A 13,234-nucleotide genomic window follows, 5' to 3' on the forward strand; every position below is an offset into this window, starting at 1 on the left:
GGACAGGTGGCTCCGCCACATGACCTGCGCCACCGCACTCCCCCAGCCTCCGGCCGGGGGGACCCCCAATCGCACGCACCGACCGCCGCTGCGCCCGCGCTCCGCGCGAACGACGAGGGTTCAAAGACAGGCTCTCAGCCGCGTCGGCCCTCGCGCCCGCAGGCGTACGCCAGGGGGGAGATCAGCTCCTCGGCGTCGGGCAGCCAGCGGTTGGCGGCGGTGGGGCGGCAGGCCCACTGGGCGGCGCCCTTGCTGCCGAAGCGGGTCGGGGGCGCCGCGACGTAGCCGCCTTCACCGAGGGTGGTCAGGTCGAGGGAGGCGGGCGGCCAGCCGAGTTTGCGGACGAGGTCGGGGACCTTGAGGGCGGCGCCGGGCAGCACGAAGAACTGCATGCGGCGGTCGGGGGTGCAGGTGACCGGGCCGAGGGTCAGCTCCATGCGCTTCATGCGGGCGAGTGCGAGGAACCCGGCGGTCTCGGGCACGTCGATCGCGTCGAACGTGCGGCCGGTGGGGAGCAGGATCGACGCCCTCGGGTGTTTGGCCCACAGGCGGCGGGCGGCGGTGGCGCTGCCGGTGGCCTGCGCGGCCCAGTCGGGGCGCGCGGGGTGGGAGCCGGGCGCGGGGCAGCGGGCGTCGCCGCACGAGCAGCGCTGCACGCCGTCGTCGAACTCCAGCCAGGTGCCGGGGAACACGTCCCAGTGGCGCTCCTCCGCGTAGCGCACGGCCGTGTCGAGCAGGGAATCGCCGCGCTGTTGCGGGATCTGCCCGCCTGCGGTGACGGGTGAGGTGACGCCTGATGTACCTGCTGTACCTGCGATGGTCTCTTCCACGTCGTTCTCAACTCCCGTCGCCCATCCGGGTTACGGGCGTGCGCGGGGGCGCCACGGGAGCATCGTTCCCCCATGTGGGGCGCATGGATGCATGGGCGGGGGCGCGCACGCGAGGCGGCGGCGGGCGGTGGGTAGTGCGGTGGGGAGCAACGCGGAGAGGGTGAGGAGTCCGTTCCGGGGCGCGTCACACCCGGTGCACGGTTTGGTACCCGTTTGTGGTGCATCTTCCGTTTCTCCGCCGGGCAGTGATCCAACGACCGGCTGCCGGAGCAGCCGGATTCCGGGAGACGGGCACAGCAGGGGGTACGCCATGGCCGCACGGCCACTCGTCGCGCGACAGCCCAACGAACGGCTGCAAGCACTCATCCAGGAAGCGGGTTGCTCCAACGCGGGCCTGGCCCGCCGGGTCAACATGTGCGGAGCGGAGCACGGCCTGGACCTGCGGTACGACAAGACGTCGGTGGCCCGGTGGCTGCGCGGGCAGCAGCCGCGCGGCAGGGCGCCGGGGATCATCGCCGAGGCGCTCGGGCGCAAGCTGGGCCGGACCGTGACGATCGACGAGATCGGCATGGCCAACGGCAAGAACCTCGCGTCCGGCGTCGGCCTGCAGTTCTCGCCGACCGTCGTCGGCGCCGTCGAGCAGGTGTGTGAGCTGTGGCGCAGTGACGTGGGCCGCAGGGACTTCCTGTCCGGGGCGTCGGTCGCGTCGTCCGCGCTCGTGGAGCCGAGCCGCGACTGGCTGATCTCCGTGCCGGACTCGCAGGTGGCGCGGGCGGCCGGGGCGCGGGTCGGCCCCTCCGACGTGGCGGCGGTACGGGCGATGACGCGCGCGCTCACCGCGCTCGACCACCAGTACGGCAGCGGGCACGTCCGCCCGGTGCTCGTGCACTACCTGAACAGCGTCGTGAGCGGGCTGCTCGCCGGGGCCTACCGGGAGTCGGTCGGGCGGGAGTTGTTCGCCGCGGTCGCGCGGCTGACGGAGCTGGCCGGGTACATGGCGGTCGACACCGGGCAGCCGGGCCTCGCGCAGCGCTACTACATCCAGGCGCTGCGGCTCGCGCAGGCGGCGGGCGACCGGGGTTACGGCGGGTACGTACTGGCCGCGTCCATGAGTCACTTGGCGGCGCAGCTCGGCAACCCGCGCGAGATCGCCCAGCTCGCCCGCGCGGCGCAGGAGGGGGCGCGCGGGCGCGTGACACCGCGCGCGGAGGCGTTGTTCCATGCCGCCGAAGCGCGCGGGCACGCCCTTCTCGGGGACGCCCGGTCGGCGCAGTCCGCGGCCGGAGCGGCGGTCGCCGCGATGGAGCGGGCCGACGGCCGGGCGGACTCGGGGGACGACCCGGCGTGGATCAGCCATTTCGACCATGCGTATCTGGCCGATGAACTGGCGCACTGCCACCGTGACTTGGGGCAGGCGGCGGACGCGGCGCGGTGTGCGCAGGAGTCGCTCGACGGGCACCCGGAGTCGCGGGCCAGGCGGCGTGCGATCGGCCTGATCCTGCTCGCCACGGCGCAGGTGCAGCAGCGTGAGGTGGAGCAGGGCTGTGCCACGGGGCTGCGGGCCGTGGAGCTGCTCGGCACGCTGCGGTCCAACCGGGGAGCCGAGTACCTGGAGGACTTCAAGGACCGGCTCGAACCGTTCGGTGAGGAGTCCGTCGTACGGGAGTTCGGGGCGCGGATGGAGCTCCAGGCCGCCTGATCTCTCCCGACATTTCTCCCGACGTGGCGAGGATTACGGGGCGGCTGCGTCAACAGCGTCCACCAGGCTTGTTTTGTTACTCCTGGCGCGGGGGAGGTTCCCCTGATTTGAGGTGCGTAGCACGGGCGTGCGGAGACCCGGTAGCGTGAGCCGACGATTCCGACCCCCCTACGTAGGAGTCCCGGTGACGCAGCAGCGCGGACAGGGTGAAGATCCGCATCTTCCCGCGGCACGGCAGGCACATGAAGGCGTCGTGCTGCCCGCCGACGGCGGTGCGCCCCTGTTGCCGGGCACGTTCGGCGACCAGGCGGGGCCCGCGGGCGCGTCCCCGTGGGGCCAGCCGTGGGGGCCCGAGTCGCAGCAGGCGCAGGCGGCCGGGCCGATGCCGACGTACGAGTGGGGTCAGCCGGCCGCGCAGCAGCCGCACCACCAGCCCCAACCGCAGCCCCAGCCTCAACCGCAGGCCCAGGCGCAGCCGTTGCCGCCCGCCGTGCCCGGCGGGTACGACGCGTCGCAGGGCGGTGCGTACGGCGCCGCGTACGCCGGTCCCGCCGGTTCGGACAGCGACGCCACGCAGTACATAGCGCCGATACCCGCGCAGCCCCAGCAGCCGTACCAGCAGCACCCCGGGCAGCAGCCCGCCGCCGCGCCGCTGCCGCCCGAGGCGCCCGCGGCGGACGCCACGCAGTTCCTGGGCCGACCGGTCCGGCAGCCGATGCCGGGGGCGCTGCCCGACGCGGTGCCGGGCGGCCCGGACAGCGAGGCGACCCAGTACATACCGCCGGTGCCCGCGCAGCCGTCGCCGCCGGCGCACCAGGCACAGCAGTACCAGCAGCACCAGCCGCCGCAGGGCGCCGTCCACGACCTCCGGCCCGGTGAGCCGGGCGAGCGGCAGCCGCCGGCCGAGTTCGACGCCCTGTTCCGTACGGAGCCGGAGACCGAGGCCGGGTCGACGCAGCAGATGCCGCGGTTCGACCCGCACGCCCAGCAGACGCCGCCGCCCCCGCAGTACGGCCGGCCCCAGCAGCCCCACCAGCCCCCGCAGCCGTACGGTCAGCAGCGCGCGTACGAGCCGGAGCCGCCGCGCCGCAAGAGCCGCACCGGGTCGAAGCTGCCGGTGATCGCGGCCGTCGGCGTCGGACTCCTCGTCGTCGGGATCGGCGCGGGCGCCCTGCTCAGCGGCGGCGGTGACGACGACAAGAAGGCGGACTCCACCGAGACCGTCTCCAACTCCTCGCCAGCGGCCTCCGCCGGGTCCTCGGCGCCCGCCGCCGACCCCGCCAAGGAGCAGGCCGTCGCCCTCGACAAGCTGCTCGCCGACTCGGGCAACAGCCGCGAATCCGTCGTCGGGGCCGTCGCCGACATCGGGGCGTGCAAGAAACTCGGAGCCGCCTCACAGGCCCTGCGGGACGCCGCGACCCAGCGCAACAACCTCGTGACGCGGCTCAACAGCCTCGCCGTCGACAAGCTCCCGGCCAACGCCGAACTGAAGCAGGCGCTCACCGAGGCGTGGAAGGCGTCCGCGTCGGCGGACACCCACTACGCGGCGTGGGGCGACCAGGCGGCCGGGAAGAAGGGCTGCCACAAGGGGCACGCCAAGGTGACCGGGGAGCGCCACGCGGGCGACTCCGCCAGCTCGACGGCGAGCGCGCAGAAGGCGAAGGCCGCGAAGCTGTGGAACGACATCGCCTCGAAGTACGGCCTCACCCAGCGGACCGCCGTCCAGTTGTAGCGGGCCGGGCGCTCAGGGCGTCTTCGACAGCGTGCCCGTCACGTCGATCAGGCCCTTGCGGGTCGCGACGAGACGGCCCTGGCGGACCTGCTGGAAGGTGACCCGCGCGTTGACCAGGCGCGGGAGGTCACTGACCGTGGACAGGTGCGTGTAGCTCCAGCGCAGCGGCGGGGTCAGACCGCCCGTCGTCACCGGCGCGCCCTTGTCGAGGGTCATGCGCAGGGCGCGCGGGGACACCTCGCCGTCGCCGAGCCTCTCGATCACCTGCTTGAGGACGGTGTACGCGATCCAGGTCGTCTGCACGCCCGCGTCCGCCGGGTCGATCCGGTTGTCGCCGAACGCCTGCTCGTCGACAGCCCTGCGCATCGCCCTCCAGCGCGGGTCGTCGGCCGCCGGGTACCAGCCGGTGACGTACGCGCCCTCGTACGGGCTCCGCGCGCCGCCCGTACGGTTGATGACGGACTGGTCGACGCTGCCGAGGACCGTCGCCGTACGCACCGCCGGATAGCTCGCGCGCAGTCGCCGGAACGAGTCGAAGAACGTGTCCGTACGGTCCCCGAGCGCGGCGGCGACGCAGCCCTCGCCGCGCGGAGCGTCGCTCGCGGTGGCCAGCGCCTCGCGCGCCTCGGCGCCGTAGTCGGTGGCGTCCTCAACAACCCGCAGGTCGTGCGCGGCGGGCCGGTCGCGCCGGGCGAGGCCCGTGCTGAGCAGGGCGGCGAGGCCGTCGCCCGTGATGGTGTCGGGCCGGACCAGGACGGTGCGGCGGCAGTCGGCGGCGAGCTGCTCGCCGGTGCCCGCGAGCAGGGCGGCCTGACCGCCGTTGACCGGGTAGGACAGCGGGCTGGCAAACTCCGCGTCGCTCACCCCGTAGCCGCCGATGTACGGGATGCCCGCGGACTCCAGCGGGGAGAGGAACGCGCGGCCGTGCTGGCTGTAGGAGCCGACGACGGCGACGACGTGCTGGTCGACGGCCGACCGGGCGCACTTCGCCGCGACCACGCTGTCGTTCTGGTCGTTGCAGGTGAGGACCTTCAGCCTGCGGCCGCCGACGCCGCCGTGGGCGTTGACCCAGCGCGCGTACGCCTGCGCCATGGCTGGCATCCCCGGCATGTTCGTCGCGGCGGTCCCCTCCGGCGCCCACGTCATCACGGTGACCGTGTCGTCATCGGCGGACGCGGTGCTCCCGGGGACGAGGCCGCAGCCAGCGACCAGGGCCGCGCCCGTGGCGAGGGCGGCGAGACGGAGGAGGTTCTTGAACGTGGTGGGGCGCCGACCGGTCATGGCACCGCACGATTCCGCCGCATCCCTAACCGTCGAGTGACCCGGGCGCAACACATGGTGACGCGAGAGTGAATTACGGGGGCGGATCGGGGCCCGCGCATACGGGACGTACGATCGATGACCGTGCAAAGCTCGGAGAAGTCTTCCCGTCGCGGCCGTCGCTCATCGAAAATGGACGGCATGCCACTCAACGACATGCCGTGGTGGCGCTGGCGCAGCAATGTGCGCTCCGCGCTGCACATGCTCTCCGACCCCTCGTTCCAGCGGGACGTCTGGCTCGCCGGCGTGGCCGGGTACGGGGACGTGACCGACGCCGTCTACCGGCTCGTCGAGGACACCTGGCTGGACAACTGGTCCGCCGAGAAATACGTCGGCACGATCTTCCGGGACTCGCAGGAGGCGGCGCTCGTCGACACGGCCGTGCTGCGGGTGCTGCGGATCATGCACAAGGTCGGGCCCGACGCGCCCGTCTCCGCCTACCTCGACGACCCCGGATGGCCGGACGCCGTCCGCTCCGCGCGCGACGCCCACGTACGGCTCGCCACGAGCGACGGCGACGACCCGGACACCGCCCCGCACAGCCTCGAAGCGCTGCGGATGATGACGCGGGCCGCCTAGGACGCGCCCGGGGCGCGCGAGGCTCGTATAGATCGGGCGGAGAGTGATGTGCGAACCTTTTCGCATGAATGCGTCCGCGCCTGTCGCCCCCGGCCCCGAGCAGTACGTCCTCACCCTCTCCTGCCCCGACAAGCAGGGCATCGTGCACGCCGTGTCCAGCTACCTCTTCATGACCGGCTGCAACATCGAGGACAGCCAGCAGTTCGGTGACCATGACACGGGCCTCTTCTTCATGCGCGTCCACTTCAGCGCGGACGCCCCCGTCACCGTCGACAAGCTGCGGGCCAGCTTCGCCGCGATCGGGGACTCCTTCCGCATGGACTGGCAGATCCACCGGGCGTCCGACCGGATGAAGGTCGTCCTCATGGTCAGCAAGTTCGGGCACTGCCTCAACGACCTCCTCTTCCGGGCCCGGATCGGGGCGCTGCCCGTCGACATCGCCGCGGTCGTCTCCAACCACACGGACTTCCGTGAGCTCGTCGCCTCCTACGACATCCCGTTCCACCACATCCCCGTCACCAAGGACACCAAGCCCGAGGCCGAGCAGAAGCTGCTCGACCTGGTGCGGGACGAAGGGGTCGAGCTCGTCGTGCTCGCCCGGTACATGCAGGTGCTCTCCGACGACCTCTGCAAGCAGCTCAGCGGGCGGATCATCAACATCCACCACTCGTTCCTGCCGAGCTTCAAGGGGGCGAAGCCGTATCACCAGGCCCATGCGCGGGGTGTGAAGCTGATCGGGGCGACGGCGCACTATGTCACGGCGGATCTTGATGAGGGGCCGATCATCGAGCAGGAGGTCGAGCGGGTCGGGCACGATGTCACGCCGGATCAGCTGGTGGCGATCGGGCGGGACGTCGAGTGCCAGGCGCTGGCGCGGGCCGTCAAGTGGCATGCGGAGCGGCGTATTCTGCTGAACGGGCGGCGCACGGTGGTGTTTGCCTAGCGTGTCGCGCGGCTGCGGGGTGTGTTGTGGCTGGTCGCGCCGTTCCCCGCGCCCCTGGAAGGCTGCGGCTTCGCCGCGCCTTCCCCCTGACGGGCCTTCCCCTTGGCGCGCCCCTGAGATGGCGCACGGAGTGCGCATCTCAGGGGCGCGGGGAACTGCGCGCGCAACCACGACGAGAGGCGCGCTCGGCGACGCGGAACGCCCCCGTGGCGGGATGCCAGGAGCGACCAGCCACGACGCAACCCGCACCCGGGGGCCGGTCAGAGGCGGCTCAGGGAGGCTGTTGCTGAGAGGACCGCCCTGATGGCCTGGCGGTCGCCTACCTGGCCGGCTGCCGCCTCGTCCGGGGAGACATGCCCCGCGGCCAGGCGGCAGAACTCGACGCCGTCCAGGGCGACGTGGGCCACTTCACGCCCCGCCGGGTCCCCGTCGAGGGCGATGAGCCATTCGCCGCCGCCCGCACCCTCGATCTCCAGCCGCACATTGCGCCCGCCCCCGCCGGAGGCCCCGCGCGCGGCCAGGGACTGGGGGATCATCCGCGCCGCCAGGTCGATCATGCGGTTGAGGTGGCGCGGGGCGGGCGGCTCGTACGGGTAGTCGACGGCGTCGGCGATGTCACCGGCGTGGATCCAGCACTCGAAGGCCCGGTCGATCATCGCGTCGCGCAGGGCGAGGTCGAAGTCGCCGTAGGGGACGGGGAGCCCGCCGGAGCCCCCGGTGCCGGACCCGGTGAAGGAGACGGTGCGGATCAGCGCGTGGGACTGCTCGCGCCAGGGCCCGCGGACGGCCCGGGTGGGCGGTGCCGGGGACGCGTTCCAGTGCGCCTCCGTGCGTGCGGTGGGCCCGAGCCCGTCGAGGGGGCCGGCGGCGTCCGGGACGGGGTCGTCGAGGCCGAGGGCGCGGGCGACCAGGCCGTCGACGCTGGTGAGGTGGGCGATGACCCCGGCGACGGTGGTGCGGCGGCTGACCTGTTCGTCGTCCTCGTACCAGCGCAGCCGTACCGGCGCGTGCCACTCGCTGTCGCCGATGTCCTTGAGCAGCGCGTCGAGGCGGGCGGTCTCGGCGTCGTACGGGGTGGCCCAGTCGGGGACGGGGATGCGTGCGGGGCGCCGGCTGAGGCAGCTCTCGAGGACGCGGGAGCGCAGCATCGGGTCGAGGTCGAGGGACTCCTCGGCGTGCAGCAGTCCGACGGCGTCGCGCAGCCGCAGCGCTTCCTCGGCGCAGTCGCCGCACTCGTCGAGGTGGGCGTCGACGGCCGCGGACTCCTCGGGCGAGCAGGCGGCGAGGGCCCACGCGCCGAGCAGGGACTTCAGGACGGGGTGGTCGAGCACGAGGGGTTCCACCGCCGGAAGGTCGGGGAGGGGTCCGCCGTCCTCGACGGAGACGCGGGGGACCGGTATGCGCGGCGCGTCGGCGGCGCCGCCGTACTGGCCGCGCTCCGGCTCGTCGTCGTGGGGGCCGGGGCGGCCCGGCCGGTGCGGTCCGCTCATGCCGGCCTCCCGTACCGGTCGGGCGGTGTGCCGCTGTCGTGCGCCGTGGAGAGCAGTTGCAGGCCGAGGCGGAGGCGGCGGCGCGCCTCGTCCTCGGTGACGCCGAGGTCGGCGGCGGTCTGGCGGTAGTCGCGGCGCTGGAAGTAGGCGAGTTCGAGAGCGGCCCGCAGCGGGGCGGGCATCGATGTCACGATGTAGTCGGCGCGGGCCGCGGCGGAGGCCTGGCGGACCTTGCGCTCCAGGTCCTCGGTGGTGCCGAGGCCGGTGCGGACGAGGGCGGCGGACTCGGTCTGGCGCAGCAGGCGTACGGCCTGGTGGTGGGCGAGCGTGGCGATGAAGGAGCGCAGCGGGCCCCGCTTGGGTTCGTACGCCTCGGGGTTCTCCCATATCCGGGCGAAGACGTCGCGGGTGATCTGGTCGGCGGCGTCCTCGTCCTCCAGGACGCGGTGGGCGAGGCCGTGGACGAGGGACGCGAACCGGTCGTAGAGCTCGCCGAGGGCGGCGGCCTCGCCGTGCGCGAGGCGCTGCTGCATCCTCCGGTCCCAGCGGGACGGAGTCTCCTTGGGCATGGGGCCCCCTCACCGACCGCCCGTACTCCTGAAATGCTGAACTGCTTGCCTTAATAGTCGAATGTAGTCGGCGGGGCCGACAAGGCACGCTCCTTTGCCGCATCGCGCGTCGTGGGACGGTGGTGGGTGATAAGGGGCGGGTGTTTCGGCGTGGCGCGGTCCGGGCAGCCGCGCAGTGCAAACGTAACGAGCAGTTCCGGTTCGGTGGTGGGGTGAGAGGAGGCGGGGGCGCGTGACGCTGAGGGTGAGCGAGTCGGGACGGGGCGAGTGGGCCGTCGTACGGGTGTCGGGCGAGATGGACCTCGTGACCTCGCCGGCGCTGCGCCAGCGGGTCCACGACGCGGTCGCCGACGGCCGCCGCAGCCTCGTGCTCGACCTCTCCGACGTCCTGTTCTGCGATTCCAGCGGGGTCAGCGTCCTCGTCGCCACCCGCCGTCTGATGCGCTCCTGCCAGGGCCGGCTGCGGCTGATACTCCCGGCGCAGGGCGCCGTCGACGGCTCGCACGTGAACCGGGTCCTCGGCGCCCTCGGGGTGCGCCGGCTCTTCGAGTGCTACCCGGATGTCGCGGCGGCGGTGGACGACGGGGCGGAGCCGATGTCGGCGTGACCCGCGCCGACGTACGCTCCCTGGCGTAGGAACCACCTAGCGAGAGGCGGCTCGGAAGCATGGACGAGCGGAGGGTCGCGGACCGGTTCGCCGGCTTCGACCAGGACGGCAACGGCTACATCGACCGCGAGGACTTCTACGTCGCGGCGAAGGCGGTGCTCGCGGAGTTCGGCACGACGGCCCGCTGCGACAAGGGCCAGGAACTGTTCGCGGGGGCCGAGGCGTTCTGGCAGGGCATGGCCGGGATCGCGGACGTGGACGGGGACCAGCGGGTGACCCGGGGCGAGTTCGTGACGGGGGCCGTGAAGCGGCTGCGGGACAGCCCGGAGCGGTTCGCGGAGATCGCGCGGCCGTTCCTGCGGGCCGTCATCGCGATCGCCGGTCCGGACGGCGCGGGGGTCGGCGCGGACGCGGCGCGGCGCGTGCTGAAGGCGCTGGGCGTCTCGGAGGAGGTGGCGGCCACGGCGGTCGCCGCGCTCGACGCGGACGGGGACGGGCGGATCTCCGAGGACGAGGTGGTCCAGGGGTTCGCGCGGTACTTCACCGTGCCCGAGTAGCCCCTTCGCCCTCGCGCGCGTAGCGCTCCCGCAGCTTGTACTTGAGGACCTTGCGGAGCGTCTCGTTGCGCGGCAGGGCGTCGAGCACCTCCAGTTGTTCCGGCAGCTTGACCGGGGACAGGCCCTGAGCGCGCAGATGGGCCGTGACCTCGTCGAGGGTCGGTACGCCGGCGCCCGGCCGGAGTGCGAGGACGGCGCAGACCCGCTCCCCGCGCTCCGCGTCGGGCAGGCCGACGACCGCCGCCTCCCGTACGGCCGGGTGCTGGTGCAGCAGGTCCTCGATCTCCTTGGCGGAGATGTTCTCGCCCTTGCGGATGATGACGTCCTTGGCCCGGCCGGTGAGGACCAGATGGCCGGTGGGCAGGAGGCGGCCCAGGTCGCCGGTGATCAGGAAGCCGTCCGCGTCGAAGGCGTCCGCGTTCTGGCGCGGGTCGAGATAGCCCTGGCAGACGGCCTCGCCGCGCAGCCGGACCGCGCCGTCGACCCCGGCGGGGACCTCCTTGCCCGCCTCGTCCACGATGCGGATCTCCATGCCTGCGGGCGGGCGGCCCTCCGTCGTCGCCAGATGGTGGGCGGTGTCGTCCGGCGCCCCCATGGTGATCATCGGCACCTCGGTCATGCCGTACCCGTGCGTGAGCTGGACGCCCATCTCGCGCACCACGGCGTGGTAGATCTCGGGCGGCTTGGGCGCCCCGCCGCCCGCGAGGAGACGCAGGCTCGGGATCAGCTTCCGGTCCGGCCGCTTGCGCTGCTCGGTCAGGAACATCGAGTAGAACGCCGTCGAGCCGCCCGCCACCGTGACGCCGTGGCGCCGGTACTCGTCCAGCGCGTCGGGCAGCGCGAAGTGCTCGAACATCACGGCCGGGAACCCGTACAGGAGCAGCATCACCGTGTAGTCCGGGCCCGCGATGTGCGCGTACGGGAAGGCCATCGAGCCGACGTCCGAGGCGGACAGGCGCAGGGCGTGCGCGAGGCAGGAGCCGCCCGCGATCAGGGAGCGGTCGGTGTGCAGGACGCCCTTGGGGTCGGAGGTGGTGCCGGAGGTCCAGTAGATCCAGCGGACCGCGGTGCCGGACGCGGGCGGGGGCGGCAGGACGGACAGGTCGGCCTCGGGCAGCTCCTCGTACGCCTCGAAGACGCCGCGCGCGCCGAGCCGGTGCGCCATCTCCGTGTGGTCGAAGCCGCGCCACACCCCCGGCGACGCGAAGAACTCGGCTTCGGACTCGCGCAGCGCGAAGCCGACCTCGCGGTCCCGGTAGAAGGGGATGAGGGGTGTCTGGACTGCGCCGACGCGGGCTAGCGCGAAGGAGAGCAGGGCCGTCTCGATCCGGGTCGGCAACTGCCAGGCGACGACCGTGCCGGGGCGGACGCCGAGGCCGTGCAGGCCCGCCGCCACGCGCTCGGCGCGGTCCCGCAGCTCGCCGAAGGTGAGCGTCCGGTCGCCCTGGAGGAGGACGGGGCGGTCGGGGGTGCGCGCCGCGCGGCGTTCGACCAGCTCCCACAGGGTGCGGGAGGTGCCCAGGGCGTGTGCGGTGCCTTGCGTCATGGCGGCGGCTCCCGGGTCCGGGCGAAATGGCTGACGGCTCGTCAGAAACTGTGCCGAGCGTAGGACCGTGCTCCTTGTCGGTCCAGGGGCGCGGGGCTAGCCTGCATCTGACGGGTCATCAGATATGGCTCCCGGCACCGCGGAGGGGATCGGACCCATGACGGAACTGCCGCGCATCGTCAGCGTCGACGACCACGTGATCGAACCGGCCCACCTCTTCGAGACCTGGCTCCCCGCGAAGTACCGCGACCGCGGCCCCCGGCCGCTCACCGCCGGCATCGGCGAGCTGGCGTACGTGGGCGGCAAGTACCGCATCACCATGGACCCCGACGGGCCCCCGGCCGACTGGTGGATCTACGAGGACCTCCAGTTCCCGTACAAGCGCAACATCGCGGCCGTCGGCTTCGACCGGGACGACATGACCCTGGAGGGCATCACCCGGGCGGAGATGCGGCGCGGCTGCTGGGACCCGAAGGCGCGCTTGGCCGACATGGACCTCAACCACGTCGAGGCGTCCCTCTGCTTCCCGACGTTCCCGCGCTTCTGCGGCCAGACGTTCGCCGAGGCGCACGACAAGGAGGTCGCCCTCGCCTGCGTCCGCGCCTACAACGACTGGATGGTCGAGGAGTGGTGCGGCGACAGCGGCGGCCGGCTCATCCCGCTCTGCATCGTCCCGCTGTGGGACATCGGCCTCGCCGTCGCGGAGGTACGGCGGAACGCGGCGCGGGGCGTGCGCGCGGTGACCTTCTCCGAGATCCCCACCCACCTCGGGCTCCCGTCGATCCACTCCGGTTACTGGGACCCGTTCTTCGCCGTCTGCCAGGAGACCGGGACCGTCGTCAACATGCATATCGGGTCCTCCTCCCAGATGCCCGCCGCGTCCCCGGACGCGCCGCCCGCCGTGCAGGCGTCGCTCAGCTTCAACAACGCCATGGCGTCGATGATGGACTTCCTGTTCAGCGGCGTGCTCGTGAAGTACCCGACGCTCAAGCTCGCCTACTCCGAGGGGCAGATGGGCTGGATCCCGTACGCGCTCGAACGCGCCGACGACGTCTGGGAGGAGCACCGCGCCTGGGGCGGCGTGAAGGACATCGTGCCCGAGCCGCCGTCCACGTACTACTACCGGCAGATGTTCTGCTGCTTCTTCCGCGACAAGCACGGGATCGCCTCGCTGGACGTCGTCGGACGCGACAACGCCACCTTCGAGACGGACTATCCGCACGTCGACTCCACCTTCCCGGACACGAAGCAGGTCGCGCTCGACCATGTGAAGGGGCTCGACGACGCGACCGTGTACAAGCTGATGCGGGGGAACGCCATCCGCATGCTGGGCCTGGACCTCGACAGGGCCGCCGAGTAGGC

Annotated in this window: 12 protein-coding genes; 7 read left to right on the top strand and 5 right to left on the bottom strand. The window is 72.8% G+C overall.

What is annotated here, in order from left to right:
- Positions 1–134: 134 nt before the first annotated feature.
- The gene (locus ABZ877_RS21205) at positions 135–818 is read right to left on the bottom strand and encodes a bifunctional DNA primase/polymerase (RefSeq protein WP_361073754.1); all 684 of its coding nucleotides are present in this window, start codon (positions 816–818) and stop codon (positions 135–137) included.
- Positions 819–1,140: 322 nt separating this feature from the next.
- Here ABZ877_RS21205 and ABZ877_RS21210 point away from each other — a divergent pair, with 322 nt between their 5' ends.
- Both ABZ877_RS21210 and ABZ877_RS21215 read left to right on the top strand, forming a co-directional pair.
- Positions 1,141–2,529, top strand: a complete 1,389-nt coding sequence (locus ABZ877_RS21210) for a transcriptional regulator (RefSeq protein ID WP_361073474.1) — start codon at positions 1,141–1,143, stop codon at positions 2,527–2,529.
- A 184-nt stretch (positions 2,530–2,713) separates the two neighbouring features.
- Positions 2,714–4,261 (top strand): hypothetical protein, encoded by a 1,548-nt coding sequence (locus ABZ877_RS21215; RefSeq protein WP_361073476.1) that lies wholly within the window; start codon positions 2,714–2,716, stop codon positions 4,259–4,261.
- A 12-nt stretch (positions 4,262–4,273) separates the two neighbouring features.
- On the opposite strand, the gene ABZ877_RS21220 is transcribed toward ABZ877_RS21215, so the two are convergent.
- Positions 4,274–5,542: an ABC transporter substrate-binding protein gene (locus ABZ877_RS21220; protein WP_361073478.1), complete on the bottom strand. Its 1,269-nt coding sequence runs from the start codon at positions 5,540–5,542 to the stop codon at positions 4,274–4,276.
- Between the two features lie 117 nt (positions 5,543–5,659).
- Here ABZ877_RS21220 and ABZ877_RS21225 point away from each other — a divergent pair, with 117 nt between their 5' ends.
- Together ABZ877_RS21225 and purU are read left to right on the top strand one after the other, a co-directional pair.
- The gene (locus ABZ877_RS21225) at positions 5,660–6,160 is read left to right on the top strand and encodes a hypothetical protein (RefSeq protein ID WP_361073480.1); all 501 of its coding nucleotides are present in this window, start codon (positions 5,660–5,662) and stop codon (positions 6,158–6,160) included.
- Positions 6,161–6,224: 64 nt separating this feature from the next.
- Entirely contained in the window at positions 6,225–7,103 is an 879-nt protein-coding gene (purU, locus tag ABZ877_RS21230) for a formyltetrahydrofolate deformylase (protein WP_361073482.1), read from the top strand.
- A gap of 260 nt (positions 7,104–7,363) precedes the next feature.
- On the opposite strand, the gene ABZ877_RS21235 is transcribed toward purU, so the two are convergent.
- Positions 7,364–8,593, bottom strand: coding sequence for a zf-HC2 domain-containing protein (locus tag ABZ877_RS21235; protein ID WP_361073484.1), 1,230 nt, complete (start codon positions 8,591–8,593; stop codon positions 7,364–7,366).
- Positions 8,590–9,162 carry a sigma-70 family RNA polymerase sigma factor gene (locus ABZ877_RS21240; protein ID WP_361073486.1) on the bottom strand — a complete coding sequence of 191 codons (573 nt, stop codon included), beginning with the start codon at positions 9,160–9,162 and terminating at the stop codon, positions 8,590–8,592. The genes ABZ877_RS21235 and ABZ877_RS21240 overlap by 4 nt, the downstream gene beginning before the upstream one ends.
- A gap of 232 nt (positions 9,163–9,394) precedes the next feature.
- On the opposite strand from ABZ877_RS21240, the gene ABZ877_RS21245 reads away from it, so the two are divergent.
- A complete protein-coding gene (locus tag ABZ877_RS21245; RefSeq protein WP_361073488.1) occupies positions 9,395–9,769 on the top strand; it encodes an STAS domain-containing protein in 375 nt (124 codons plus the stop codon).
- Between the two features lie 59 nt (positions 9,770–9,828).
- The gene (locus tag ABZ877_RS21250; protein WP_361073490.1) at positions 9,829–10,326 is read left to right on the top strand and encodes an EF-hand domain-containing protein; all 498 of its coding nucleotides are present in this window, start codon (positions 9,829–9,831) and stop codon (positions 10,324–10,326) included.
- On the opposite strand, the gene ABZ877_RS21255 is transcribed toward ABZ877_RS21250, so the two are convergent.
- Positions 10,310–11,872 carry an AMP-binding protein gene (locus ABZ877_RS21255; protein WP_361073492.1) on the bottom strand — a complete coding sequence of 521 codons (1,563 nt, stop codon included), beginning with the start codon at positions 11,870–11,872 and terminating at the stop codon, positions 10,310–10,312. The genes ABZ877_RS21250 and ABZ877_RS21255 overlap by 17 nt on opposite strands.
- A gap of 157 nt (positions 11,873–12,029) precedes the next feature.
- Here ABZ877_RS21255 and ABZ877_RS21260 point away from each other — a divergent pair, with 157 nt between their 5' ends.
- Positions 12,030–13,232, top strand: a complete 1,203-nt coding sequence (locus ABZ877_RS21260) for an amidohydrolase family protein (RefSeq protein ID WP_361073494.1) — start codon at positions 12,030–12,032, stop codon at positions 13,230–13,232.
- The last annotated feature ends 2 nt before the right edge of the window (positions 13,233–13,234 follow it).

It is taken from the genome of Streptomyces sp. NPDC046939 (genome assembly GCF_040644575.1).
GTDB lineage: Bacteria > Actinomycetota > Actinomycetes > Streptomycetales > Streptomycetaceae > Streptomyces.